The sequence below is a fragment of the Propionicimonas sp. genome (genome assembly GCF_049840635.1).
GTDB lineage: Bacteria > Actinomycetota > Actinomycetes > Propionibacteriales > Propionibacteriaceae > Propionicimonas.
This window is the reverse complement of the sequence record NZ_JASGKL010000004.1, coordinates 990,330-1,014,500: the sequence shown is the minus strand read 5'-3', so window position 1 is coordinate 1,014,500 and position 24,171 is coordinate 990,330. Positions and strand designations below refer to the sequence as shown.

Genomic DNA, 24,171 nt, shown 5'->3' with positions numbered 1-24,171 from the left:
GTCAGTCTTGGAGTAGCCGCAACCCTCGTGGCACTCAGCGCCTGTTCGTCCACCCCGGCCGCCACCACCAGCAGCGCAGCGCCCACCGCGGCCGAGACGTCCGCCGCTGCGGCCGACTACACCGGCACCACGCTCACCGTCTGGGTGGACGACACCCGGATGGCGGCCACTCAGGCCGCCGCGGACGCCTTCGAGGCGGCCACCCACGCCAAGGTCACCCTCGTGAAGAAGAACTTCGACGAGATCCAGGCCGACTTCACCTCCCAGGTCCCGACCGGCAAGGGCCCCGACATCACGATCGGTGCGCATGACTGGCTGGGCAACCTGATCCAGAACGGCGTGGTGTCCCCGATCGAGCTGGGCGACAAGGCCGCCGAGTTCGAGCCGGTCGCGCTGCAGGCCTTCAGCCAGGACGGCCAGGTCTACGGCGTCCCGTACGCGATCGAGAACATCGCCCTGATCCGGAACACGAAGCTGGCCGCCGAGGCCCCGGCGACGTGGGACGACGCGCTCAAGATGGGCAAGGAGGCCGGGACCAAGTACCCGATCCTGATCCAGGTGGGCGACACCGGCGACCCGTACACGATGTACCCGCTGCAGACCTCCTTCGGCGCCCCGGTGTTCACCCAGAACACGGACGGCTCGTACACCAGCGAGCTCGCGATGGGTGGCGAGAACGGCGAGAAGTTCGCGCAGTGGCTGGCCGCCCAGGGCAAGGCGGGCAACCTCGACACGGCGATCAGCTACGACATCGCGGTGGACGCGTTCGCCAAGGGCAAGTCGCCGTTCATCATCGGTGGCCCGTGGATGCTGGAGAAGTTCAAGGACCTCAGCCTCTCGATCGACCCGATCCCTTCGGCCGGCGGGCAGACCGCTTCGCCGTTCGTGGGCGTGCAGGGCTTCTTCATCTCCTCGCAGTCGAAGAACCCGATCGTCGCCAACGACTTCCTCACCAACTACGTCGCGACCACCGACGTCCAGTACGCGATGTACGAGGCGGGGCAGCGGACGCCGGCGCTGAAGAGCGCCGCGGAGAAGGCCGCGACGGATCCGCTGGCCGCCGGCTTCGCAAAGGTCGCCGGTGACGCGGTCCCGATGCCGTCGATCCCCGAGATGGCTGCGGTGTGGACCTACTGGGGCGTGACCGAGGCGAATATCATCAGCGGCAAGCAGGAAGCGGTCGCGGGATGGCAGAAGATGATCTCGGACATCAAGTCCAAGATCGGCAAGTAGCGCATCACCCCTCCGTGGGGGCGTCGGCATTCGCCGGCGCCCCCACGGGCCCTACGCGTGGATCGAGGAAGATTCGTGGCTGACCTGAAGGCAGGGCCCGACGAACTGGTCGAGGGTGCGGACGCCGCCCCGGCACCGGGTCCGAAGGGCTGGAACTCCCGGGAGTACGGCGCAGGATTCTTCGCCAAGCTCGTGATGATGGCCCTGGTGAACGCACTGGGGGTCTACGTCCTGCTCGCCGCGTGGCGGGCGCAGTCGTGGTGGGTCCTCGGCGCGATGCTGGTGATCCTGCTCGCGCTGGACTACGTGTACTTCAGCAAGCGGCACACCATCCCGGCGAAGTACATCGCGCCCGGTGTGGTGTTCCTCGTCGTCTTCCAGATCTTCGTGATCTTCTACACCGCCTACATCGCGCTGACGAACTACGGCGACGGCCACAACCTCGACAAGGGCCAGGCCGTGGCCGCGATCCTCTCCCAGAACGAGAAGCGGGTCACCGGCTCGGCCGCCTACCCGCTGACCGTGCTCACCCGCGGCGACGAGTTCGGGTTCGCGATCATCTCCGAGGGGAAGGTCCTGGTCGGCACGGAGGACGAGCCCCTGACCGAGGCGGCGGGCGCCACCGTCGCAGGGACGCGGATCACCGCCGTCCCCGGCTTCGGCGTGGCCAGCCAGCAGGAGATCTTCGCCAACCAGCAGGCGATCACCAACCTCCGGGTGCCGTTCAGCAGGAATGCGGAGGAGGGCTCGATCCGCACCCAGAACGGGACCGTCGGCTACCTCTACAAGTCGACGTTCACCTATGACGCCGCCGCGGACACGATGACCGATGCCACGACCGGGACGGTGTACACCGCCACCAGCCACGGTCAGTTCGCCGCGCCCGACGGCACCGTCCTGCCCACCGGCTGGCGGGTGCTGGTGGGCTTCGAGAATTTCACCACCGCCTTCACCAACGACCAGTACGCCGGGCCGTTCCTGCGGGTGCTGGTGTGGAACCTCGTCTTCGCCGTCGTGTCCGTGCTGAGCACGTTCCTCCTCGGCCTGGTGCTGGCCATCGTCCTGAACGACGAGCGCGTCCGGGGACGCAAGATCTACCGGACGCTGCTGCTGCTGCCCTACGCGTTCCCCGGCTTCCTCTCGGCCCTGATCTGGTCGGGCCTGCTGAACGAGAAGTTCGGCTTCATCAACCAGGTGATCCTGGGCGGGGTGAACATCGGCTGGCTGACCGATCCGTGGCTGGCCCGGCTGTCGGTCCTCGGCGTCAACCTGTGGCTGGGGTTCCCCTACATGTTCCTGATCGCCACCGGGGCGCTCCAGTCGCTGCCGGGGGACGTCAAGGAGGCGGCCCGCGTGGACGGCGCCGGCCCGCTGCGGATGTGGTGGTCGGTGACCGGCCCCCTCGTCCTGATCTCCACCGCCCCGCTGCTGATCGCCAGCTTCGCGTTCAACTTCAACAACTTCACGCTGATCTACATGCTCACGCAGGGCGGCCCGCGGTTCGGTGACACGTCCGCACCAATCGGCGCCACCGACCTGCTGATCACGATGGTCTACTCGATCTCGGGCGTGGACGGCTCTGCCGCGAAGAACTACGGCCTGGCCAGCGCGCTGTCGATCGTGATCTTCGTGGTCGTCGCCGTGATCGCCGGGCTCGGCTTCCGGCAGACCCGCAAGCTCGAGGAGGTGATCTGACATGACCACGGTGAACAGCCCCGGTCGTGCCATCCCGGTGCCCGCGCAGCGGCGCAGGACAGCGGGTCAGTGGTTGGGCCAGCTCGGCTGGCGACACCTCGTCGGGGTCGTGGCCGTCATCTACGCGGCCTTCCCGATCGTCTACGTCCTCTCGGCGTCACTGTCGACCGGTGGCACGCTCACCGGCTCGAACCAGCTGTTCGCGTCCATCTCCCTCGACAACTTCGCCGCCCTCAACGCGACCAAGTTCTGGGAGTGGATGGGCAACACCCTGGTGGTGGCGATCGCGTCCGCCGCGGGCACGCTGCTGATGGGCGCGGCCGCCGCGTACGCGTTCTCCCGGTTCCGCTTCACCGGTCGCCGCTCGGGGCTGACCACGCTGCTGATCATCCAGATGTTCCCGCAGGTGCTGGCCTTCATCGCGATCTTCCTGCTGCTGCTCACCCTTGGCGAGGTCGTGCCCGCGCTCGGGCTGGACTCCCGGTTCGCGCTGATCGCGGTCTACCTCGGGGGGGCGCTCGGGGCGAACACGTTCCTCATGTACGGCTTCTTCAACTCCGTCCCCAAGGAGATCGACGAGGCGGCCAAGATCGACGGCGCCACGCACGCCCAGACCTACTGGACGATCATCCTGCCGCTGGTGGTGCCGATCCTGGCCGTCGTGGGGCTGCTGAGCTTCATCTCCACGTTCGGCGAGTTCGTGATCGCCCGCGTGGTGCTGCAGAGCGAGGACAACTGGACGCTCGCGGTCGGCCTGTACAGCATGGTGGCCTCCCAGAAGGACGCGAACTGGGGCCTGTTCGCCGCCGGTGCCGTGCTCGCCGCGCTGCCGGTGCTGCTGTTGTTCCTGTTCCTTCAGAAGTACATCGTCTCGGGCCTGACCGCCGGCGCCGTCAAGTAGTCACGGCACCAGGCCGAGCAGCCGGCGCTGCTCTGCGACCAGGTTCGCCGTGGCCTGCACCGACCACCGTCGGCGGCCGGCGGGGGAGTGGAACAGCCGGTCCCGGGCCAGGAGTTCGGCCAGCCGGTCGAGCCGTGCGGCCCGCCACTGTGCGTCCGTGGCCAGCGGCGACTCGGCCCGCAGGGCAGCCACCGACGCCGCGTAGGTGGCCGGGTCGGCGCCGAGAACGGCCAGGTCCGCGTCGCTGACCCGTGCGCCGGCGGCATCGCCGGAGCCGGGGGAGTGGTGGACGGTGACCAGCACCAGGCGGCACACCTCGGCCACCTCGGTGGCGGGCAGGCCGCACCCGGCCAGGCTGTGCGCGGCGAGCGTCGCGGAGGCCTCCTCGTCCGGGCCGGTGGTGCCCGTGTGCACGGCATCGTGGAACCAGATCGCCAGCCGCTCGGGCCTGGCCGTCCCGCCGACCCCGCTGAGGGCGTCCAGCGCCGCGGCGAGGTGCCCGGTGTCGTGGTAGCGCCGGTGCGGTTCGGCCCAGCGGCGCAGCAGGTCGGCGCCGAAGGCGTCCGTGCCGGGCAGCAGGCGTGCCCACTCCCGGCCCAGTGTGGTCGTCACCGGGTCACCACAGGCCGGTCAGCCACCACGCCAGGCCCGCGCAGGCCGACGCGAACAGCACGCTCGCGAACGTCCCGATGATGAACCGCTCCGCGGCGCCGCTGGTGGTGGCCTTCAGCTCGGGGTACCGGGCGAGGCCCTTCACAGCGAGGACGACGGCGATCCCGCCGCTGAAGCCGGACAGGATGGACGCGTAGACCGCGAGCCGCTCGAGCAGGCCGATCCAGTGGCCGCCACGCAGCTGCGCGGACGCGGCCTGGATGCCGGGGGACGCCTCGTCCCCGCCGTCGGGGCCGGCAGCGCCGCGGGGGCGGGGCGCGTCCGCCCGACGCAGGACCAGCCGCACCAGCGGGCTGCCGAGGAAGGTGCCGATCGCACCCAGCGCGATGACGACGAGCGCCTTGAGCGCGATGGCGAGCACCGGGTTCATGCCGGCTCCCTCGTCCCGACGTCCTGGAGCCGGGAGAGCAGTCGCGTGCACAGTTCGGCACCGCGGACGCCCTCGGGCCGGACGGCACGGGAGAGGCGCTGGCTGACCGCGGACGCGCTGACTCCGAGCCGGGCGGCCGCCTCGGCATTGGTCAGGCCCTCCTCGAGCAGGTCCACCAGTTCCCATCCCTCCGTGCTGCGGCGTTCCAGCACCGTGCAGAGCAGCCAGAGGGCGGTCTCCGCGTCCTGCGCCGCGCCGACGGCCCCACCGTAGCGGTCGTCGCCGACAACGGAGGCGCTCGCCGGGTCCAGCACGAGCGCGAGCGCCCCCGGCGTCCGACGCGCGCGGGTGATCGCCGTGCGGGCAGCCAGGTACGCGCCACCCCTGGCGGCCCTGGTGGAGGTCGGCAGGGGAGTCTCGACCGTCCCCGCTCCCACGCCGATCCGCCACTCCTGGAGCCGGGTCAGCCGCACGATCGTCTCGACCACGACCGCCGGGTCGTCGACGAGGCCCTGGAGCTCGTCGCCGGCCGTCCGCTCGAACGGCAGCGCGCAGCGCAGCCCCGCCAGGGCAGCCAAGGCCGCGGGGACACGGTCCACGCCGGAGCGGCTGTCCACCTGGTCGGCCAGCACGACGAACTGTAAGTCAATTGACTTCATATGAGCAGATTAAGTAATTTGCCTTCAGTTGGCAAGGTTCAGGCGATCCCGAGGGCGAGGGGGAGCAGGAACAGCAGCCCGAGCGACCAGATCAGGTGGGTGACCACCCCGCCGAGGACTCCGCCGGTGATGCGGCGCTGGAGGCCGGCGACGACACCGAGCAACGCGGCGGCGATGACCATCAGCGGCATGCCGCTGGGGATGGTCGTGAGCGCGTAGACGAGCGTCGTGACGAGGAGGGCCTGGCGGTCGCCGACCGCGGCGTAGAGGGCGCCGCGGAAGAAGATCTCCTCGCCGATCGCGACCAGGGCGGTGAGCGCCGCCACGATCGGGAGGCCGCCGTAGCGTGCGTGGTCGAGGAGCGCGACGAGTGGCTCGCGCAGGACCTGCACCGGGGCGACCAGGGCCGCGCCGGCGAGGAAGAGGGCCAGCAGGAGGGCGCCGAGCGCCACGCCCTGCAGCACGACGCCGCGCGTGCCGCGGGGTCCGGTCGTCCCGGGAAGGGTGCCGAGGTGCAACTTCCCCGAGAGGAGACCGCCGATGATCCAGGTCGCGCCGAGCGCGAGGGTGGCACCGTAGAACGCCGGGTCACCCGCAGGGACCCGCAGGGTCAGCGCGAGCATGAACGAGCCGACCGCGAGCGTGACCGAGGAGATCCACCGGCGCTGGACGAGCAGCTCCGCCGACTCCTCCCTGACCACTGGTTCCGCCCTGGCGGCATCGAGGATGGCGCGTAGTCCCGTGACGGGGTTCATCACTGAGCCGCTCCTTCACCCAGCCGCGCGCAACGCTGCATCGCTGGAGGCATCGTATCGGTCCCTCCCGTCGTGGGGACTCACGGCGCGTCCGAGCACAGGTCGGTGACGAGAGCGGTCGGGGCGAGCGTGACCAGGTCGGCCGGTGCGACCTCCACGGAGACCGAAGGGCTGCCGCTGCCGCAGTACACCACGGGGTGGGCGAGCAGCGAGGAGTCGACGACCCGGACGACGCGGGAGTCGTCGCAGGCGGGGGAGACGCCGCCGGGCTCCATGCCGAGCTCGCGGAGCTCCTCGGGCCCCATCGGACGCAGCGCCGAGCGGGGTACGCCGAGGGCGCGGGCGAGGTTGCCGTAGCGGAGCCTGGCCCTGCCCGGGATGGCGGCGAGCGCGAAGCGTCCGTCCGGCAGGGCGAAGGCGAGGGTCTTGGCGGAAGTGGCGACATCCAGGCCGGTGAGGTGCAGTTCGGCTTCGGTCCGGGCGGGTGGGTGTTCGTGGAGCCGGAACGGGACGCCTGCGCGCGCCAGAGCCGCGGCGGCCGGGGTGGACGTGCTCACGGCACGAAGTGTGGCAGACGAGCGCCGCGACGCGCGCGGCCCGACGTCGTGTCTTGTCCCTCGGGAGGACGCAGGCTCAGTGGGCGATCCTGACCGCGACCGGCAGCGGCGAACGGGAGCGCCCGGACGGCACCGGAGACGGGGTGCGGGCGGGCTGGGTGTGCGGCGCGGCGACGGCGTCGTCGAAGACCAGGACGCCCTGGTACTCCGGGTGGCAGCGCCGCACGTGGTCGATGCCGTCCACGCGGCTGTGGAACCGGTCGTCGCAAGCCGCGCAGATGTAGCGGTCGTCCGTGGCGACCAGTCGATCCAGCCATCGATCGAACCGGGACACCAGGCGTGCGGTGATGGTGCTCATGCGGTGCATCCGATCAGGAGTGGGGGGTTGGCCAGGGGGTGGCCGGCTGGGTGGTGCGGACCTGTTTTGTCATAATGTCGCTTATCGGACAGTCGATCAATTTCAGGTTCATCGTTTGGAGTGGCTTCTACCTGGACGTGCTTCGAGCTTTCGCGGTGAGTGACGAGCGTGGGATTCAGTTGCTGGAACTGATCGAATCCTTGCGATTGGCGGGCTGGCGGGAAAGTCCTCCTGAGGGTGACTAGCTCCGCAGTCGCTTGAGCTTCTGGTTCACGGCCTGCGGTGACACGCCGAGCATGCGGGCGACGTCGCGCTGATCAGCTCCCAGGCGGACTGCGGACTGCATCAGGTAGTCGAGCTGCTGGTTGGCCTCCTCACGGACAGCCGCCCAGGTGGCGAGGGCCCAGAGTTGCCGCTTACGCTCGGCGGACCGGACGGGCCCCGGTGTGATGCTCCTGGGCCGCAACCCGTGACGCTCGTTCTCCAGCGCGGCAACGTCTGTGAACACCTGCTGCCGAATAGTGGCGCTGTCGCCGCCGGGATCCCCTGCCCTTGCACGCTGGGACTGCGCACCGGTCGGGCCGGTGCTGGGACCCGGGGTGTGGACGGAATTCACCGAATCGTGAGCGGCGGCGTCACTCGAGGTGTTCGCCGGCGCAAGCGTCTGTCCTTGTGAGGAAGACTTGGCAGCGATCGCGATTTCCTCAACTTCCCGGTGGTGCAGGTCGCGCATGTGGCGCGCGAGGAGATGTTCGCGGGCTCGGACGACGCTCTGCACGAACTGGCGGGCCGTCCAGCCGGGCTCGTAGCTAAGGGTGTCCTGGTCGTACTCCGGTTCGAAGGTGTGCTGCCAGGTGGACTCTGCGTACAGCCCGTCCGTGGTCCGCCAGGTGCGCCCGACCTGCTCCCCGCAGGTGGAGCAGCTCCACTGCACGATCACGTCGACGCGTGAGCGCGACGGGGCGGACTCCGGGATGATGACGTGGTTCTTCATGGGTCAACGTTAGTTGATCTGTCGATCGATAATCAACAGGAGTTGATGCGGCGCCGGGTCAACTGGCGTTGACGCCTGCGGGCGGCAGCGCTGCCCAGGGTGACGGTGGTAAGGCCGAGTGACGTCGACAGCAGTCTTGGTGCCAGCGAGCTGCGCGAGCGGTGAACGGCCACCGCTGAAGTCTCCCAACCCCGCCCCGGTTATCCCCTCGTGGCAACGCCAGTCGTGGGCTACCGCCGCCCCCACGGTCCAGCAGGAGGGCCATCTGCAACGGCCAGTGCGGGTCGCCCTGGACGACTGTGGGGCACTTCTCCCCCACCACCCGCCCCCGTCCCCCGTCATTGCCCCCTGAGCACCTCGGCGCGCTGCTGCGACGGGCGACGCCCTGGCGTGCCGCTGGGTAGCGAAGCGGCTGCCCGCACGGGCCCGGAGGGCCCGCTTGGGAACGTTGGTAGAGGCTCAGAGCGACTTTGGGCGGAATCGGCCCACAGGGCCGTGCGTGACTGCTACGGTACGTCGTAGATCGCCTGCCGGGGGGCTGGCGACGTGAGCGGCTTCCGTCGCCCCGCACGCAAGGGCCTTGCAGGGTCTGGCGGGAAGACGGACGGCGCTCCTAGAGACAGATAGGAGCCCACCTTATGAACGTTCTGGTCGGCGTCGTGAAGCGGCGCGGGTCCGCTTCGAAGAAGACGCGGGACGGTGAGCAGTACGAGTCGCAGTACGCCTACGTGAAGGGCGGCGACGACGAGCTGTACCCGACGAAGATCACGTTCGCGCGCGACTTCGGGCGGCTGCCTGAGGTCGGGGACGCGCTGTGCGTCGAGGTCTGGTTGAAGCCCTGGCAGATGGACGACGGTCGGCGTGGTGTGGCCATGACGGCGGTGCGGCCGCTCGCCCTGGCTGATCTGACCGAGGCTTCCGGTGTCGGCGCTGGCCGCCTCGCGGCCGCAAGCTAGCGACGGGCCCGACGTTGCAGCGTCGAGCCCGTCTGACCACGGCAAGCCCGAGACAGCGGGCCCTGTGGCTGACGCTGAGCCTAGCGGGGTGGGCGGTGTGCTGGGTGGCGTTCGGGCCGTTCAGCCTCGCGCACGCCGAGGACGAGACGCCCTCGCCGGTCGCCTCGTCGGTTACGCCTACCGAATCGGTGGACGTCCAGCCCTCGCCGTCATCGGAACCGGACTCGTCTGCTTCGTCTTCAACGCCAACGTTGGAGCCGTCGCCGTCATCGTCTGTGCCTACTGCTGTGGAGTCGGTGCAGGGGTTCGACGGGCCGGATCAGTGGACCCGCAGCGATATCAACGCGGCGTTGGGGGCGCTGGCGCTGCTCACGTTCGCGGGGTGCGCGGCGATGTGCGCGGCGTGGGGTAGGTGAGCGCGATGCGGTGTACGTGGCTGCTGTGGCGGCGGGTCGGTGGGGGCCGGTTCGGGCAGTGCCGGTGCAGGGCAACCGTGCGGGTGATCGTCCGGGGGGGGCGCTCGTCGGGTGCTGTGCGCCAAGCACGTGCGCAACGCGTACCGGGTGGCTCCGGTCGTCAGGGTGGAGGTCCTGCCGTGATCTGGGGGGACTTCCTGCGTTGGTTCGTGGAGTGGGCCTCGATGGTGTGGGTCGTGCTGTCCGGCCTGCTGCTGGTCGCGGGGGCCGTGGTCGGGATCTGGGTGCACTGATGGGGTTCGAGACGTTGACGCTCGCCCTGGGCGGGGCGGCAGCCGTGGTGCTGTTCGTCCGCTCGGCGGCGCGCTGGTTGAGCGGGCCGTTCGGATGAGCTGGCTCGACGTGATGGGGCAAGCGGCGGCGCTGGGCTGTGTGCTCGGGCTGATCGTCGCATTGGTACGGGCCGGTCAGGCTCACTAGGCGAATCGAGGAGGTGAAGAAAATGCTCGCAACTCTCGTCGGGGCCGCTGTGGCCCTGCCGCTGGAGGCGTCCGACTCGATCGGGTCGCAGCTGGCGACGGCGGTGCAGACCCAGTTCCAGGACAACCTGCCCGCGATCGTGACGGTGGTCGGCCTGTTCATCGGCGTCGGCGTCGTGATCAAGATGGTGCGCAAGAACGCCAAGCCGTGAGGCTTCCGTGGGGTCGGGCCCGGAAGGGCCCGACCCCGTGGTGGGTTCATGGAAGGCGCGACATGCTGCGTAGGTGTGTGGCCGCTCTCCTCGGGGCGGCAGTCCTGGTCGCTGGCTGGGCGGGTGATGCTCCGGTCGCGCGCGCTGCTGGCGCGTGGTGGCTGCCGACGTCGTGGGTGAGCGCGGCTGTGGGTACGGTCGCGGTCGCTCTGGACTACCTCAACGGCGGGACGGGCACGGCGGTGGGTGACCAGGGCGGTGTCGAGTCGGTCAGCTACGCGACGTACGACGGTGCCGGGTTGTACAACCAGGAGAAGGTCTCGGTCCGGCTCAACTCCTCGGGGCTGCTGGTGTGGCAGAACGACGGTTGCCGGAACGGGTCGGGGTGCACGGTCGGGGTCGTCGACGGCTCGCTGGTGAGCGTCGATTGGACGGGCGGCAAGCTGAAGCGCTACTGCGTCGACGGGACGTCGAGCTCGTCCTACGTGACGATCGCCAGCGGGGTGGTGACGTCCGGGATCACCCAGTGCGCGAGCAACGGTGGGCTGGCCAAGATCGTCTACACGGGCGGGTACACCTCTGCGCTGTTCTACGCCTCCTGGACGTGGCGGGTGAAGGCAAGCACCACGGCGCTGGTGACCACCGTCACGTGCCGCAACCTGTCAACGGGTGTTGACTCAGAGATCTCGGAGTCGGCGACTCCGCCGAGCGTCGCGCCGTCCCCGGTGTGCCCTGCCGGGACGGTCGCGGTTCGGGTGAGGGTGACGCAGGGCACGACCGTGCTGCAGGACTCCTCGATCACCAGCGCTGCGCTGAGCCAGTACGGCGACTACCTGACCAACCCGTCGGGGTGGACGTGGGAGGGCGACTCGCAGACGTGCTATCTCCAGTCCTCCACCGACCCCAGCATGGTGATCGCCCTGGTCGCCGCGGTGTGTTCGGAAGCTGACCAGGGCGGCGGGCTGAACCCAACCCAAGAGACGCAGGACTGCGGCTCCGACATCGTGTGCGCGGCCGTGCAAGCGGGGGCCAGTGTCCTGGCCAAACTCCTCACCGGGATCGCGTCGGGCATCACGAAAGTTGTGAGCGGGATCCAGTCGGTGATCAGCACGATCAAGACTGTCGTTCAGAGCGTCATTGATGGGATCCGGGACGGTGTGCAGTCCATCGTGGACAAGCTCACCGACTTTCAGAACAGCGTTCAAGACGGATTCGACAGCCTGCTCTCCCTCCTCGACCCGGGGCCGGACGGCGGGGGGGACGGGTCCGGGCCCGGGCCCGCCCCCACGCCGTCGGCCCCCAGCTCGAAGGTGGAAGGCAAGCTCCAGCCCTGGCTGAATCTGTTCGATCAAGTCGGTGGAGCGTTCCGCGAGGAACAGAGCGACTGCAAGGGCCCTCCGTTCCACATGGTGCTCAACGACCGCTCGTTCACCCTGTACCTGTTCAACGCGTGCGGTGACCGGGCGGCGCTGGCCTCCACCTCACGGATCGCGATCACTGTCGGTCTGGTGTGGGTCGCGATCCTGTCCACCGTCCGGGTCTTCTCCTCGGCGGTCGGGCTTCAGCTCAAGGGTGGCGGTGACTGATGTTCGACTGGTTCTCCCACTTCTTCCTCGACCTGCTGACCAAGTTCGTGGTCTGGATCTACAGCGTGTTCGGGGCAGGGATCAGCTCGTTCTGGTCCAAGATCGACCTGCCCGAACCGCCCGCGTGGGTGGTGGCCGGGGTTGCGGGGTTCGTGCAGCTCATCGGCTACGTGAACTCGCTGTCTGCCTGGTTCCCGGTTCAGGTACTGGCGGCTGTCACCGGCTGGTTCACGATCCTCGTCCTGATCGCGATCGCGATTCAGGTGGCGCGCATCGTTGCCAGCTTCGCCTCCCTCGGTGGTGGTGCCACGTGAGCGATCGCATCGTGACCGCGCTGGTGAAGCGGCAGCGGGCCTACCCCGTCCGCGCCTACGTGGGCCCGAACGGCGGGGGTAAGACGGCCAGCGCTGTGGCGTCGGTGCTGCCGTCGCTGGCAGCCGGCCGACCGGTCGTGTCCAACATCAGGATCCTGGACTGGCAGGACCCGCGTCCCTGTGACGACCCGGCGTGCGAGTGCGTGAAGGACGACCCGGACCGGCACCGGGCCGCGCACCCGCTGTGGCGGCCGCTGAGGACGTGGAAGGACGTCGTGGACGCCCGGAGCTGCGACATCCTGTGCGACGAGATCTCCACCATGCTGTCGAGCCGGGACACGGGCGGCCTGCCCGGCGAGGTCGAGGGGTTCCTCCAGCAGCCGCGCAAGCCTGACGTGTGCTTCATCTGGACCGCCCCGGCGTGGGCCCGGTCGGACAAGATCATGCGGGAAGTCACGCGGCTGGTGGTCTTCAACCGAGGGGTCAAGCTGTTCAGCCATGTGCGCGACCAGGGCGACCGGATGTGGGTGGAGAACCGGCTGTTCCGGACGTCGGGCTACGACGCTATGGAGCTGGAGGCGTTCGAGAACGGGAAGCGCGACAACGTCCCGATGATGTGGCAGGGCATGTGGTGGGGGCCGGGCTCGCCCCGCTTCCGTGCATACGACACCTACGAGTACGTGCAACTGCTCGGCGCGAGGGCCAACCGTGGGCCGTGCTTGGAGTGCGGCATGAAACGGCAGAGCTCCACCGCGACCTGCAAAGGACACGACGAGCCAGACGAGCAAGAATCCGCCCCCAGGAGGGCAGCGGCCGATACAGTGCCGGAGACGAAGAAAGGCCCCCGCGGGAACGGGGGCCGAACCACCAACAACTCGTTCAGTTTCGAAGGCCTAAGGATTGTCGATGGCAGCTCCCAGCGTAGTTGAGCCCGAGGTTGAAGTCACGCTTCCGCGCAACTTTGCGGACCGGTACACAGCACGGGAACAGCAGTGGCGCACGTCCAGGCTGAAGCGGTGCCGCCACTGTGGGCGGGTGCCGATCGGGCAAGAGGTCGCAATCCGGGTCACGGTGAAGGACGGCAAGCGCGTCCCCGGGTACGCGGGGTTGGCTCACTGCGGGTCGGTCTGGTCCTGCCCGGTGTGCTCGGCTCGGATCTGCGAGGAGCGGGCCCGGATGGTGAACGAGGTCTGCCGACGCTGGGTTGAGCGTGGCGGCCGGGTCGTGATGGTGTCGCTGACGGTGCGCCACCATCGGGGCATGCCGCTGGCGGCCGTGTGGGACGCGGTAGGGGCGTGCTGGAACGCCGCCTCCTCTGGACCCGGTTGGGCCCGCGACAGCGGCCTCTACGGGGCCGTGACGCGCGGTGTGACGGTCAAGGGGCAGTGCCAGCGGAAGGGGTGCGCGGCGCAGGGCACGAAGCGGGTCACCGTCCTGGACAGCCCCACGGAGCTCCTGTGCGAGGTGCACGCTGCAGGACGGGTTCACGGCGCGTCCTTCGGCCAGCAGCTCGAGCCCGGCGACGTCGTCGTGCGGCGGGCACCGAACGGCGGCAAGCTCGACGTGCAGCGCAAGGGATGGATGCCGTACCTGCGGGTCTTCGACGTCACCGTGGGCCACAACGGCTGGCACCCTCACGTGCACGCCCTGGTGTTCGTGGACGGGTCGATGACTGACGACGGCGCGTACGCGCTGGGCCGCAGGATGTGGGAACGGTGGAACGCCGAGGCCCAGCGTCAAGGCCTGAAGCCGGGCATCGGGACGAAGGTCCGCAGCGACGACGGCGAGTACCGCGAACCGGGGTTCGACTCGCACGTGGTCAAGGGTGATCCCTCCGACAGCTCGGTGGGCCGCTACTTCGCCAAAGCTGTCTACGAGCTCGTCGGTGGGGCGTACAAGACCGCGCGGAACGGCAGCAGGACGCCGTTCGGGCTGCTCGCGGCGATCATGCGGCACAAGGCTGGTGTGGCGTGTATCGCCCCCGCCGATCACTCCCCCGACTGCGAGTGCGGACAGCTATCCCGGGACGACCTCAACCACACTCGGAAACTGTGGGCGGAATGGGAAGAGACCAGCTCCGGACGTCACCAACTCGGCATCTCACACGGCCTGCTCGACTTCCTCGACCTCGACCCCAAGACGTGGATGCGCGATGACGAAGAAATCGCCCAGGAGGAACTCGGAACCGTCCAAGATACTGTCGCTTATCGGCTAAGCGGTTCCGACCGGTGTCGTGCGTCGGGTGGCCTCCCTCTCCGTGTCGCCGTCTCGTGGCTGTCCCGGGGTTGCCTGGAGGGAACTGGGTGGCCAGTGCCCGGGACGGACGCGAGTGGCGCCGCGGTGAGGACGACTACGGGTGGAGGCTGGCGAAGAAGTTGGAGACCGGCGTGAACATGTCCTGCGTGCCTGCGCCGAGGACCGTCACACCCGTGACGATGACAGCTGCGATGAGGGCGACCATGATGCCGTACTCGACGGCGGTCGCCCCTCGCTCCCAGTTCCTTTTCTGCATGCCGCGAGCCTAATGCAGTCGTGGACCCATTGAAAAGGCGTCCGGCAGCCATTCCTTGACATTCTTTGGCGCATTCTGTCCCCCCTTCGGGCGACAATTCGATGCATTTGTCACCCGTTCGGTGGACACCGGTCCCCCGAACGGATGACCGGTCTCCCCCGTTGTGCGCCCGCCGTCATCGGGGCCGGCTCCGGGGTGGTCCGGCCACGAGTGGATTCTTCCATGCGAATTGGTGGATTGCCCGGGAAGGGGCACCGACACGCCGCGGAATTCCCTGCGCGCCGGGCTCCGGGCTGCGAAAAGCGGCAGTCGGTGCCGGGAATGCAACAGCCCGCCGGGACCACGGATCCCGACGGGCTGGAGCGGTGCGGAGCGAACCGCGGGCCTACAGGTTGATCATGTGGCCGGCGATGCCCTCGACGGCCTCCTTCAGGGCCTCGGAGAGGCTGGGGTGGGCGTGGATGTTCCGGCCCACCTCGTCGGCCGTCAGGTCCCACTGCTGCGCCAGGGTCAACTCGGGGAGCAACTCCGAGACGTCCGGTCCGATCAGGTGTGCCCCGAGCAGTTCGTTGTAGCGGGCGTCGGCCACGATCTTGACGAAGCCGGTGGCGTCGCCCAGGCCGTGCGCCTTGCCGTTGGCGCTGAACGGGAACTTGGACACCTTCACCTCGTAGCCGCGCTCGGCGGCCTGCGCCTCGGTGTAGCCGAACGAGCCGATCTGCGGCTGGCAGTACGTCGCCCGCGGGATCATGTCGTAGTTGATGGCCATGGTCTCCGCGCCCGCGAGGGTCTCCGCAGCCACTACTCCCTGCGCCTCCGCGGTGTGGGCGAGCATCAGCTTCATGGTCACGTCGCCGATCGCGTAGATCCCGGGGACATTGGTGTGCATGTAGTCGTCGATCGCGATCGCGCCACGCTCGGTGAGTTCGACCCCGGTGTTCTCCAGGCCGTAGCCGGTCGTTCGCGGCGCGAAACCGAGCGACTGCAGCACCCGCTCGGCCTCCAGGACCTGCCCCTCTCCCCCGGCGGCGGGGCTGACCCGGACCCGGACGCCCTCGGAGTGCTCCTCGATCCCGTCCACCTTGGTGCCGGTGAGGACCTTCACGCCCATCTTCTTGTACGCCTTGGTGAGCTCGGCGGAGACCTCCGGGTCCTCGTTCGGGACCATCCGGTCCAGGTACTCCACGATGGTGACCTCGACGCCGTAGTTGGCCAGGACGTAGGCGAACTCGGTGCCGATCGCGCCCGCGCCGCAGATCACGATCGAGGCCGGCAGCTGGTCGGAGAGGATCTGCTCCTCGTAGGTGAACACGCGCGCGGAGCGCTGCGTCCCCGGCAGCATCTTCGTGGTCGCACCGACCGCGATGATGCAGTCGTCGAAGGTGACGGTCTCCTCGCCGGCGTCCGTGGCGACCGAGATGGTCTTCGCGTCCACGAAGGTGCCCCAGCCGTTGATCTCGGTGATCTTGTTCTTCCGCATCAGGAAGTGGACGCCCTTGACCATCCGCTCGGACACCGCGCGGCTGCGGGCGAAGGCGGACGTGAAGTTGAACCGCACCTCGCCCTCGATGCCGAAGGTGTCGGCCTCCGCCGTGAAGATGTGGGCCAGCTCGGCGTTGCGCAGCAGTGCCTTGGTCGGGATGCACCCGACGTTCAGGCACACGCCTCCCCACCACTGCTTCTCGATGACGGCGACGCTCTTGCCCAGCTGGGCGGCGCGGATGGCAGCGACATAGCCCCCGGGGCCAGCGCCGAGGACAACGACATCGAAGTGTTGGGTCATGGCGGTCACTCTAGCGGGGTGCCGAGCGCCGGTGAGCAGTGCTCCGGAGCGGTGGCCCGGATGCCGCAAGTTCCTGCGCACCGGCGGTTCCGGGAGGCCCCCGCCGCGGCCCTCGACGGGCAGGAACCGGGCATTCGACTCCCCTTCATATCCCATGTGAGATAAGCTGCCGCCGTGGCAGACCTCCTCCCGAGCAGTATCGGCACCCTCATCCGGGACGCGCGCAAGCAGCGGGGCCTCACCCAGCAGGAGCTCGCAGAGGTGCTCGGCACCTCCCAGAGCGCGGTGCACCGGATCGAGTCCGGCGGCCAGAACCTGAGCCTGGAGATGATCAACCGGATCGCGGGTGCGCTCGATTCGCCGCTGATCCACGCGGGTCCCGCCGGGCCGACGCACCTGCGCATCCACGGGCCGGTGACGCTCAGCGGCTCGATCGCCGTGCGGTCGTCGAAGAACGCCGCGGTGGCGCTGCTGTGCGCGTCCCTGATCAACCGGGGCCGTACGGTGCTGCGCGGCATCGCCCAGATCGAGGAGGTCAACCGGATCCTCGAGGTGCTCACCAGCATCGGGGTGCGGGCGACCTGGTCGGACGACAAGTCGGAGCTGGAGCTGGTCCGTCCCGCCCGGCTGCGCCTGCACACGATGAACGTGGAGGCCGCGCGGCGGACCCGCTCGATCATCATGTTCCTCGGTCCGCTGCTGCACTCGGAGGACTCCTTCGACCTGCCCTACGCGGGCGGCTGCAACCTGGGCGCCCGGACGGTCACCCCGCACCTCCAGGCGCTGCGGCACTTCGGGCTCGCGGTGCGCACGACGCAGGGCTTCTACCACGCCGAGGTGGACGGGATCACCGAGCACGAGCGGCGGATCACCCTCACCGAGCGCGGCGACACGGTGACGGAGAACGTACTGATGGCCGCGGCGCTGTTCCCCGGACGGACCGAGATCCGCAACGCGTCCAGCAACTACATGGTGCAGGACGTGTGCTTCTTCCTCGCCGAACTCGGCGTGCAGATCGACGGGATCGGTACCACCACCCTGGTTGTGCACGGCAAGGACCGGATCGACGCCGACGTCGAGTTCGCGCCCTCCGAGGACCCCATCGAGGCGATGAGCCTGATCACCGCCGCGATCGTCACCGGCTCGGAGCTGACCGTGCAGCGCGCTCCGATCGAGTTCCTCGACATCGAGCTCGCGATCCTGGCCGAGATGGGCCTGTACTACACGCTCAGCCCGGAGTACCGCTCGTGCAACGGGCAGACCCGGCTGGTCGACATCACGGTCCACCCCTCGGTCCTGCACGCCGCGGCGGACAAGATCCACCCGATGCCGTTCCCCGGCCTGAACATCGACAACCTGCCGTTCTTCGCCGTGATCGCCGCGGTCGCCGAGGGACGGACGATGATCCACGACTGGGTGTACGAGAACCGGGCCATCCACCTGGTCGAGCTGAACAAGCTCGGCGCGGACGTCCAACTGCTCGACCCGCACCGCATCGTGGTCACCGGCCCCACCCGCTGGCGCGGCCAGGAACTGATCTGCCCGCAGGCGCTGCGTCCGGCCGTCTGCCTGCTGCTCGCCGCGCTCGCCGCCCGGGGCACCAGCGTCCTGCGCGACGTCTACGTGATCAACCGCGGCTATGAGGACCTCCCCAACCGACTCAACGCCCTCGGCGCCCACATCGACGTCTTCCGCGACTGAGCGGGAAGCCCCGCCGTCTTGTCATCCCGGCGAAGGCCGGGATCTCGGTATCGGGTGCGGTTTGCTTGTTTGTGAGATCCCGGGTCAAGCCCGGGATGACGATCCTCCGTGTTGTCATCCGTGGTCGAGCCCGGGATGACGATCCTGCGTGTTGTCATCCGGGGGGTGGAGCGCGGGATGACGGTCCGTCGTCTTGTCATCCCGGCGAAGGCCGGGATCTCGGCTTCCGGTGCCGCCGGCGTGTGACGGGGCGTGGCGTCCGAAAGACTGCGTAGTCCGTGGGGGCGGGATCGGTGCTCCCATGGAGGCACGGGACGAACGGACGTCCCTTCCCACAGGCACCGGGGGGAACACGCCATGGACGATCCGGCAGCACTGGACACCTATCGGACGCTGCGCGCGGGCATGGTCGCGGCGGGCATCCTGCTCGGGTTGGGTCTGATCGGCTACATCGTCGGGTCGGGGTGGCGCGTGCCGGGGTCGATCAGCGCAACCTTCTACACCGACGTGCGCAGCATCTTCGTCTCGACCCTGCTGGCCGTCGGGCTGGCGCTCGTGGCCGTCAAGGGGCGCCAGGGCCTGGAGAACACCCTGCTCGACGTTGCCGGGGTCCTGATCCCGGTCGTCGCCTTCGTGCCCACGCCGATCGCCGACCCGACCTGTGCGAGCGCCCGCGACTGCGTCCCGCCCGACCTGCACCCTGCGATCGCGCTCGCCATGGGCGCCTACCTCGGCATGGGGCTGGTCGGTCTCGTCGTCGCCTGGGGGCGCCTGGCCTGGGCGGCCCGGACGCACACGCCGTGGACGGTCTCCAGCGTGCGCGGCATGGTGGCGCTGACCGCGCTGCTCGCCGTCTACACCGGCGCGTTCCTGTTCGCGCGTCCGTTCTTCATCCAGTACGCGCACTACACGTCGGCGATCACGTTCTTCCTGCTGCTGGTGATCGCCGTGTGGATCAACAGCCGCAATCCCCCCGGCGCCACGGCGCTGGGCAGCATGTCGGCGCTCGCCTACCGCAGGGTCTACCGGATCATCGCGATCGCGATGGTGGCGGCGGTCGGCATCGGCGTCGTCGTGTTCGCCGCCACGGGCAGCCAGAACGCGGTCGTGGGTGACCGGTTCCCTGCGGTGTTCTGGATCGAGGTCGTGCTGCTCGCCCTGTTCGTGACCTACTGGGTGTTCCAGACGATCGAGCTCTGGTACGTCACCCAGCCGCCGACGCCGTGATCCTCAGCGCTCCGGCGGTGGGGGCGGGATGGACGCCAGCCCGGGCGCCCGGCCCGGCCACACCAGCAGGACGCGGCACGGCGCGTGGTCGACCACGAAGCGGGTGTGCCGATCGAGGCTGTGCGGGCCGAGCCGGGACAGGTCGCCGTCCCTGGCCAGCACCAGGACGTCGGCCTCCGTGGCAGCGGCCGTGACCTCACGTTCGACCCGTCCCTCGCGCAGGACCGTCGCCGCCTCGCGGCCGAGCCGCGCCACTGCCGCGTCCAGCATGGCCCGGGTCGACTCCCGGGCGAGTTCGGTGACGCGCGCGCCCGGATCGCGTCCGCTCCCCCGCCCCCACAGCCCGGTCCGTGCCCCTGCTGCCTGCGCGGCCAGGTCTCCCGGCAGCGCGGCGAGCAGGGTCACCCCTGCGGCGGGGAAGAGGTCTAGGACCGCGTCCACGCAGGCCGGCCAGGTCGCCTCCGCGACCCACACGAGCACCTTCATGCTGCACCTCCGAACAGTTGGACCGAGCCCCACAGGGCGAGGACGGCGGCGACGATCGCCACCGGTGTGGCCAGCAGCCCCAGCCAGGTGAACTCCGCCAGCGGCGCCTCGTGGTCGTGGGCGTGCACGATCCGTCTCCACAGCAGGGTGGCCAGCGACCCGACGTAGGTGAGGTTGGGACCGACGTTCACGCCGATCAGGACGGCCAGCGCCGGCCCCACTCCCCCGCCGACGGCCAGCGGCAGCAGGATCAGGACGGCGGGAAGGTTGTTCACGACGTTGGCGAGCACGGCGGCCAGTCCTGCCCAGGCGAGCAGGGCGAGCAGGGACGTGCCGGAGGGCACGATCCTGCCCATCAGGTCGGCCAGGCCGTTGTCCACGACGGCCTTCACGACGATGCCCAGTGCGAGCACGAAGGCGAGGAACGGGAGGTTCAGCGCCATCGCCACCTCCCCGACCCGGGCCTGCCCGCGGAGCAGCGCCCGCACGGCGAGGACGAGGGCCCCGGCCGCCGCCACCCACGCCACCTCGACCCCGACGAAGGAGGCCGCGACGAAGCCGGCCAGGGTGAGCGCGACGACGGTCGCGCTGAACCGCGGGAGCGGGACGTCGTCGCCGTCGTCGGCCGTCGACCGGCCGGCACCGACACTGAGGTCGCCGGCGAAGTACCAGCGGAACGCGAGGTACTCCACGCCGATCACCACCAGCCACGGCAGCAGCATCAGCGCGCCGAACTGGACGAAGCTGATTCCCAGCGCCGTCATGGCCAGCAGGTTGGTGAGGTTGGAGACCGGCAGCAGGAGCGAGCCGCCGTTGGCCAGGTGCGTGCAGGCGTACACGTGCGGACGCGGCCGCACCCCCACCCGTGCGGCCGTCGCGAACACCACGGGGGTGAGCAGGACGACGGTGGCGTCGAGGCTGAGGACGGCCGTGGTGACGGCGGCCACCCCGAAGACCAGCACCAGCAGGCGCTGCGGCTCGCCGCGACTGCGCCGGGCCATGAACTGGCCGGCCCAGTCGAACAAGCCATCCCTCGCACACAGCTCGCTGAGGACGAGCACCGCGGCGAGGAAGCCCACGACCGGCAGCAACTGGCGACTCTCGTCCCACGCCGTCGCGAGGTCGATGCCCCCGGTGAGCAGGACGACCAACGCCGCCGGCACGGCCGCGACGGCCTCGGGCAGCCCGCGCGGGCGGACCACGGCGAAGGCCAGCACCGCCACCAGCAGCACTGCCGACAGGACCTCCGCTCCGGCCATCGCCCTACCGCAGCCGGGTCACCGCGAAGTGGTACGCGGGCTCGACCAGCTGGTCCTGGGCGCCGACGAGCAGCAGCTCGTTCGAGCCCGCCTCGGTGGTGGCCGTGAGGAGGGAGTACACGGCGTCGGCCGTCCGTCCCATCGCCGACCCGGCGTCCCCGTCCTCCAGGTAGTGGGCGAGGAACAGTGCGGCGGTGAGGTCGCCGGAGCCGGTGAAGTTCCGTTCCAGCCGCGGCGTGGCGACCTGCCAGGCACCGTCGGCGGTGTCGACGAGCATCAGGATCTCGTCGGGGTTGGTGCCCTCCAGAACGGTGGAGGTGACCAGCACGACGTCCGGCCCCGCCGCCCGCAGCGCGTCCGCGGCTGCCAGCACCTCCTCGACCGTGGTCGTGGTGCGTCCGGTGAGGAAGTCCAGCTCGAAGTGGTTGGGCGTCACGATCTGCGCGGCGGGCACGACCTTGTCGCGCATGAACTCGGGAATCCCCGGGCGGACGTAGACGCCGCGGCCGACGTCGCCGATCACGGGGTCGCAGCAGTAGATCGCCCGAGGGTTGCGCTGCTTCACCTTCTCGACGGCGCGCAGGACCTCCGCCCCCACCGCCTCCGCGCCCTGGTAGCCCGACAGGACCGCGTCCACCCTGCCGAGCACGCCGCGCTCGTCAATGCCCTGCACCACGTCGGCGATGTCGGACGCGGCCAGCAGCGGCCCGCGCCACGCGCCGTAACCGGTGTGGTTGGAGAAGTGGACGGTGATCACCGGCCACACCTCGACCCCGATGCGCATCAGCGGGAACGTCGCGGCGCTGTTCCCGACGTGGCCGTAGGCGACAGAGGACTGGATGGACAGGATCGTCGTCACCGGGACATTACACACCACGCCCGGCGGCGTGCCGGACACGCGGAACCCCTAGAGTGCAGGCGTGCAGCGAGCCCTCCCCCCGTACCTGGACACGAGGTTCGCTGCGATGGCCCACCGCGGCGGCTGGGTCACGCCGGCCGACCAGCCGCGCGAGAACACGACCTACGCGTTCCGCCGCGCCGTCGAGCTCGGCTACCGCTATCTCGAGCTGGACGTCCACACCACCTCCGACGGCGTACTGGTCGCCTTCCACGACGACGTGCTCGACCGGGTCACCGATGCCACCGGACGCCTCGCCGACCACACGTGGGCCGAGCTCTCCGGCGTCCGGATCGGCGGCACGGACCCAATCCCCCGGTTCGCCGACCTCCTCGACGAGTTGGGCGACAGCAGGTTCAACATCGACATCAAGGAGCCGGGTGCGATCGAGCCGCTGGCGGCCACCATCCGCGCCCACGGCGCGAAGGACCGGGTCTGCGTCGGCTCGTTCTCCGGGGCTCGCCTGAAGGCGTTCCGAACGCTGGCACCGGAGGTCCTCACCTCGATGCCGCCCTCGGGTGTCGCGTGCGCCACCCACGCCTTCGGGCTGCGTCGCGTCCTGGCCGACCCGGGCCTGGCGCTGCAGATCCCCGTCCGCGACGACGGCGCGCCGCTGACGCTGGTCCGCCCGGACGTGATCCGCTGGGCGCACGCGCACGGGCGGGTCGTGCACGTCTGGACGGTGAACGACGCGGACGAGATGCGCCGGCTCATCGACCTCGGCGTCGACGGGCTGGTCAGTGACGACATCAGCACGCTGAAGGAGGTGCTCGTGGAGCGCGGACTGTGGGAGGGACGATGAGGAGCACGCGGGCACAACGGTCCTGGTACTGGTACGACTGGGCCAACTCGGCCTTCTACACCACCACGGCGACCGTCCTGATCAGCCCCTACCTGGTCAGCCTGGCCACGAGCGCCGCCTGCCCGGACCTCACCGAGGGCACCTGCACGCGCACCGTCCCGTTGCTGGGGCTGTTCCCCGTCCTGCCCGGCGCGCTGCCCTCGCTGCTGGCGACGATCAGCACGCTCGCGTCCGCGGTGATCCTGCTCTTCGTGGGCGCGGCGGCCGACCGGTCCGCCCACCCGCACCGCTGGCTGGGTGCCACGGCGTGGATCGGCGCGGCGGCGGGGTCGCTGATGTTCCTTCTGATGGGCTCCAACTGGCAACTCGGGGCGTGGCTGATGGTGATCAGCCTGATCGCCTTCGGGGCTTCCGTCGTGGTCTACGACTCCATGCTGGTCCGGATCGCGGGCCCGGACGAGCGCGACCGGGTGTCCAGCCGCGGCTGGGCGTGGGGCTACGTCGGCGGCGGCGTCCTGCTGGCGCTGAACTTCCTGGTGCTGTCGGTGTACCCGTCGCTCGGCATCGACAAGGCGATGGCGGTGCGGCTGTGCCTGCTGTCGGCGGGGTTGTGGTGGGCCGGGTTCACGATCATCCCCGTCCGGGGGCTGCGCGGGCTGCCCAGGGACGTCCCGGCGGAGGTCGCAGCCAGGAACCCGCTCCGGCAGCTCGCGTCCACGTTCGCCGGGATGCGGCGCTACCCGCAGACGCTGGCCTTCCTGCTGGCGTTCCTGTTCTACAACGACGGCATCCAGACGGTGATCGTCTCCTCCAGCGTGTACGCGATCCGCGAGCTGGGGATCGAGGAGAACCTCGTCCTGGCCACGTTCCTGCTCACCCAATTCGTCGCGATCGCCGGGGCGCTGGGCTTCGGCAGGATCGCCGCCCGGATCGGCGCCAAGCGGACGGTGCTGATCGGCATCGCGATCTGGCTGGTCGTGGTGCTGGTCGCCTTCTCGATCCCGGCGGGGGTGGTCGGGGCGCTGTTCGGGCTCGGTGCGGCGATCGGTGTCGTGATGGGCGGGACGCAGGCGCTGTCGCGGTCGATGTACAGCCAGCTGATCCCGCTCGGGCGGGAGTCGGAGTACTTCAGCTTCTACCAGGCGATGGAGCGGGGCACGAGCTGGCTCGGCACCCTCACCTTCGGGCTCGTGTTCCAGTTCACCCAGTCCTACCGCCTCGCGCTGGTGGCGCTGATGGCGTTCTTCGTGGTCGGCGGCGTCCTGCTGGCCCGGGTGGACATGCGGAAGGGAATCATGGACGCAGGGAACGCGTTACCGAAAGTGTTGTGACCTCCGCCCGTTGAG

At 69.6% G+C, this 24,171-nt stretch carries 25 protein-coding genes; 13 read left to right on the top strand and 12 right to left on the bottom strand.

Features of this window, described 5'->3' with window-relative positions; translation table 11 throughout:
* Window positions 1-27: 27 nt before the first annotated feature.
* The 3 genes from QM779_RS04920 to QM779_RS04910 all read left to right on the top strand — a co-directional run bounded on the left by QM779_RS04920 (window position 28) and on the right by QM779_RS04910 (window position 3,829).
* Window positions 28-1,233 carry a sugar ABC transporter substrate-binding protein gene (locus QM779_RS04920; protein ID WP_428532466.1) on the top strand — a complete coding sequence of 402 codons (1,206 nt, stop codon included), beginning with the start codon at window positions 28-30 and terminating at the stop codon, window positions 1,231-1,233.
* A 75-nt stretch (window positions 1,234-1,308) separates the two neighbouring features.
* Window positions 1,309-2,928, top strand: a complete 1,620-nt coding sequence (locus tag QM779_RS04915) for an ABC transporter permease subunit (protein WP_428532463.1) — start codon at window positions 1,309-1,311, stop codon at window positions 2,926-2,928.
* 1 nt (window position 2,929) lies between these two features.
* Window positions 2,930-3,829, top strand: a complete 900-nt coding sequence (locus QM779_RS04910; RefSeq protein ID WP_428532460.1) for a sugar ABC transporter permease — start codon at window positions 2,930-2,932, stop codon at window positions 3,827-3,829.
* On the opposite strand, the gene QM779_RS04905 is transcribed toward QM779_RS04910, so the two are convergent.
* From QM779_RS04905 to QM779_RS04875, 7 genes are all read right to left on the bottom strand, one after another.
* Window positions 3,830-4,441: an HD domain-containing protein gene (locus QM779_RS04905; RefSeq protein ID WP_428532457.1), complete on the bottom strand. Its 612-nt coding sequence runs from the start codon at window positions 4,439-4,441 to the stop codon at window positions 3,830-3,832.
* Between the two features lie 4 nt (window positions 4,442-4,445).
* Entirely contained in the window at window positions 4,446-4,871 is a 426-nt protein-coding gene (locus QM779_RS04900) for a hypothetical protein (RefSeq protein WP_428532454.1), read from the bottom strand.
* A complete protein-coding gene (locus QM779_RS04895) occupies window positions 4,868-5,530 on the bottom strand; it encodes a sigma factor-like helix-turn-helix DNA-binding protein (RefSeq protein ID WP_428532451.1) in 663 nt (220 codons plus the stop codon). The genes QM779_RS04900 and QM779_RS04895 overlap by 4 nt, the downstream gene beginning before the upstream one ends.
* Window positions 5,531-5,568: 38 nt before the next feature.
* Entirely contained in the window at window positions 5,569-6,285 is a 717-nt protein-coding gene (locus QM779_RS04890) for a CPBP family intramembrane glutamic endopeptidase (protein ID WP_428532448.1), read from the bottom strand.
* Between the two features lie 80 nt (window positions 6,286-6,365).
* Window positions 6,366-6,842, bottom strand: coding sequence for an aminoacyl-tRNA deacylase (locus tag QM779_RS04885; protein ID WP_428532445.1), 477 nt, complete (start codon window positions 6,840-6,842; stop codon window positions 6,366-6,368).
* Window positions 6,843-6,918: 76 nt separating this feature from the next.
* On the bottom strand, window positions 6,919-7,200 hold the full coding sequence (locus tag QM779_RS04880) for a hypothetical protein (RefSeq protein ID WP_428532442.1): 282 nt from the start codon (window positions 7,198-7,200) through the stop codon (window positions 6,919-6,921).
* Window positions 7,201-7,441: 241 nt separating this feature from the next.
* Complete coding sequence (locus QM779_RS04875; RefSeq protein ID WP_428532439.1) at window positions 7,442-8,194, bottom strand: hypothetical protein; 753 nt, start codon at window positions 8,192-8,194, stop codon at window positions 7,442-7,444.
* 638 nt (window positions 8,195-8,832) lie between these two features.
* On the opposite strand from QM779_RS04875, the gene QM779_RS04870 reads away from it, so the two are divergent.
* The 6 genes from QM779_RS04870 to QM779_RS04845 all read left to right on the top strand — a co-directional run bounded on the left by QM779_RS04870 (window position 8,833) and on the right by QM779_RS04845 (window position 14,548).
* Window positions 8,833-9,150 carry a hypothetical protein gene (locus QM779_RS04870; RefSeq protein WP_428532436.1) on the top strand — a complete coding sequence of 106 codons (318 nt, stop codon included), beginning with the start codon at window positions 8,833-8,835 and terminating at the stop codon, window positions 9,148-9,150.
* A 918-nt stretch (window positions 9,151-10,068) separates the two neighbouring features.
* Entirely contained in the window at window positions 10,069-10,257 is a 189-nt protein-coding gene (locus QM779_RS04865; protein WP_428532433.1) for a hypothetical protein, read from the top strand.
* A 62-nt stretch (window positions 10,258-10,319) separates the two neighbouring features.
* Window positions 10,320-11,843, top strand: a complete 1,524-nt coding sequence (locus tag QM779_RS04860) for a hypothetical protein (protein ID WP_428532430.1) — start codon at window positions 10,320-10,322, stop codon at window positions 11,841-11,843.
* A complete protein-coding gene (locus QM779_RS04855) occupies window positions 11,843-12,157 on the top strand; it encodes a hypothetical protein (RefSeq protein ID WP_428532427.1) in 315 nt (104 codons plus the stop codon). Before QM779_RS04860 ends, QM779_RS04855 begins: the two co-directional genes overlap by 1 nt.
* Window positions 12,154-13,086, top strand: coding sequence for a zonular occludens toxin domain-containing protein (locus tag QM779_RS04850; RefSeq protein WP_428532424.1), 933 nt, complete (start codon window positions 12,154-12,156; stop codon window positions 13,084-13,086). Before QM779_RS04855 ends, QM779_RS04850 begins: the two co-directional genes overlap by 4 nt.
* 106 nt (window positions 13,087-13,192) lie before the next feature.
* The gene (locus QM779_RS04845; RefSeq protein WP_428532421.1) at window positions 13,193-14,548 is read left to right on the top strand and encodes a hypothetical protein; all 1,356 of its coding nucleotides are present in this window, start codon (window positions 13,193-13,195) and stop codon (window positions 14,546-14,548) included.
* Here QM779_RS04845 and QM779_RS04840 read toward each other — a convergent pair.
* Together QM779_RS04840 and lpdA are read right to left on the bottom strand one after the other, a co-directional pair.
* Complete coding sequence (locus QM779_RS04840; RefSeq protein WP_428532419.1) at window positions 14,508-14,669, bottom strand: Flp family type IVb pilin; 162 nt, start codon at window positions 14,667-14,669, stop codon at window positions 14,508-14,510. The two genes, QM779_RS04845 and QM779_RS04840, sit on opposite strands and share 41 nt — an antisense overlap.
* Before the next feature lie 385 nt (window positions 14,670-15,054).
* Window positions 15,055-16,452 carry a dihydrolipoyl dehydrogenase gene (lpdA, locus tag QM779_RS04835; protein WP_428532416.1) on the bottom strand — a complete coding sequence of 466 codons (1,398 nt, stop codon included), beginning with the start codon at window positions 16,450-16,452 and terminating at the stop codon, window positions 15,055-15,057.
* A gap of 174 nt (window positions 16,453-16,626) precedes the next feature.
* On the opposite strand from lpdA, the gene QM779_RS04830 reads away from it, so the two are divergent.
* A complete protein-coding gene (locus QM779_RS04830; RefSeq protein WP_428532413.1) occupies window positions 16,627-18,153 on the top strand; it encodes a helix-turn-helix domain-containing protein in 1,527 nt (508 codons plus the stop codon).
* 357 nt (window positions 18,154-18,510) lie between these two features.
* A complete protein-coding gene (locus QM779_RS04825; RefSeq protein ID WP_428532410.1) occupies window positions 18,511-19,380 on the top strand; it encodes a hypothetical protein in 870 nt (289 codons plus the stop codon).
* A 3-nt stretch (window positions 19,381-19,383) separates the two neighbouring features.
* Here the strand turns inward: QM779_RS04825 and QM779_RS04820 are convergent, their stop codons facing one another.
* Genes QM779_RS04820 through pdxY form a run of 3 tightly spaced genes read right to left on the bottom strand, consistent with a single transcriptional unit; the run spans window position 19,384 to window position 21,984 of the window.
* Window positions 19,384-19,866 carry a universal stress protein gene (locus QM779_RS04820; protein WP_428532407.1) on the bottom strand — a complete coding sequence of 161 codons (483 nt, stop codon included), beginning with the start codon at window positions 19,864-19,866 and terminating at the stop codon, window positions 19,384-19,386.
* A complete protein-coding gene (locus QM779_RS04815) occupies window positions 19,863-21,125 on the bottom strand; it encodes an SLC13 family permease (RefSeq protein WP_428532404.1) in 1,263 nt (420 codons plus the stop codon). Before QM779_RS04815 ends, QM779_RS04820 begins: the two co-directional genes overlap by 4 nt.
* A 4-nt stretch (window positions 21,126-21,129) precedes the next feature.
* The gene (pdxY, locus tag QM779_RS04810) at window positions 21,130-21,984 is read right to left on the bottom strand and encodes a pyridoxal kinase PdxY (RefSeq protein ID WP_428532401.1); all 855 of its coding nucleotides are present in this window, start codon (window positions 21,982-21,984) and stop codon (window positions 21,130-21,132) included.
* 61 nt (window positions 21,985-22,045) lie between these two features.
* Here pdxY and QM779_RS04805 point away from each other — a divergent pair, with 61 nt between their 5' ends.
* Window positions 22,046-22,825 (top strand): glycerophosphodiester phosphodiesterase, encoded by a 780-nt coding sequence (locus QM779_RS04805; RefSeq protein ID WP_428532398.1) that lies wholly within the window; start codon window positions 22,046-22,048, stop codon window positions 22,823-22,825.
* Window positions 22,822-24,156 (top strand): MFS transporter, encoded by a 1,335-nt coding sequence (locus QM779_RS04800; protein WP_428532395.1) that lies wholly within the window; start codon window positions 22,822-22,824, stop codon window positions 24,154-24,156. The genes QM779_RS04805 and QM779_RS04800 overlap by 4 nt, the downstream gene beginning before the upstream one ends.
* The last annotated feature ends 15 nt before the right edge of the window (window positions 24,157-24,171 follow it).

Bases quoted from the DNA above. Each gene is read 5' to 3' on its own strand.
- QM779_RS04910 (WP_428532460.1), top strand. From the start codon at position 2,930: ATGACCACGGTGAACAGCCCCGGTCGTGCCATCCCGGTGCCCGCGCAG.
- QM779_RS04900 (WP_428532454.1), bottom strand. From the start codon at position 4,871: ATGAACCCGGTGCTCGCCATCGCGCTCAAGGCGCTCGTCGTCATCGCG.
- QM779_RS04895 (WP_428532451.1), bottom strand. From the start codon at position 5,530: ATGAAGTCAATTGACTTACAGTTCGTCGTGCTGGCCGACCAGGTGGAC.
- QM779_RS04890 (WP_428532448.1), bottom strand. From the start codon at position 6,285: ATGAACCCCGTCACGGGACTACGCGCCATCCTCGATGCCGCCAGGGCG.
- QM779_RS04880 (WP_428532442.1), bottom strand. From the start codon at position 7,200: ATGAGCACCATCACCGCACGCCTGGTGTCCCGGTTCGATCGATGGCTG.
- QM779_RS04875 (WP_428532439.1), bottom strand. From the start codon at position 8,194: ATGAAGAACCACGTCATCATCCCGGAGTCCGCCCCGTCGCGCTCACGC.
- QM779_RS04870 (WP_428532436.1), top strand. From the start codon at position 8,833: ATGAACGTTCTGGTCGGCGTCGTGAAGCGGCGCGGGTCCGCTTCGAAG.
- QM779_RS04865 (WP_428532433.1), top strand. From the start codon at position 10,069: ATGCTCGCAACTCTCGTCGGGGCCGCTGTGGCCCTGCCGCTGGAGGCG.
- QM779_RS04860 (WP_428532430.1), top strand. From the start codon at position 10,320: ATGCTGCGTAGGTGTGTGGCCGCTCTCCTCGGGGCGGCAGTCCTGGTC.
- QM779_RS04855 (WP_428532427.1), top strand. From the start codon at position 11,843: ATGTTCGACTGGTTCTCCCACTTCTTCCTCGACCTGCTGACCAAGTTC.
- QM779_RS04840 (WP_428532419.1), bottom strand. From the start codon at position 14,669: ATGCAGAAAAGGAACTGGGAGCGAGGGGCGACCGCCGTCGAGTACGGC.
- lpdA (WP_428532416.1), bottom strand. From the start codon at position 16,452: ATGACCCAACACTTCGATGTCGTTGTCCTCGGCGCTGGCCCCGGGGGC.
- QM779_RS04825 (WP_428532410.1), top strand. From the start codon at position 18,511: ATGGACGATCCGGCAGCACTGGACACCTATCGGACGCTGCGCGCGGGC.
- QM779_RS04820 (WP_428532407.1), bottom strand. From the start codon at position 19,866: ATGAAGGTGCTCGTGTGGGTCGCGGAGGCGACCTGGCCGGCCTGCGTG.
- QM779_RS04815 (WP_428532404.1), bottom strand. From the start codon at position 21,125: ATGGCCGGAGCGGAGGTCCTGTCGGCAGTGCTGCTGGTGGCGGTGCTG.
- QM779_RS04800 (WP_428532395.1), top strand. From the start codon at position 22,822: ATGAGGAGCACGCGGGCACAACGGTCCTGGTACTGGTACGACTGGGCC.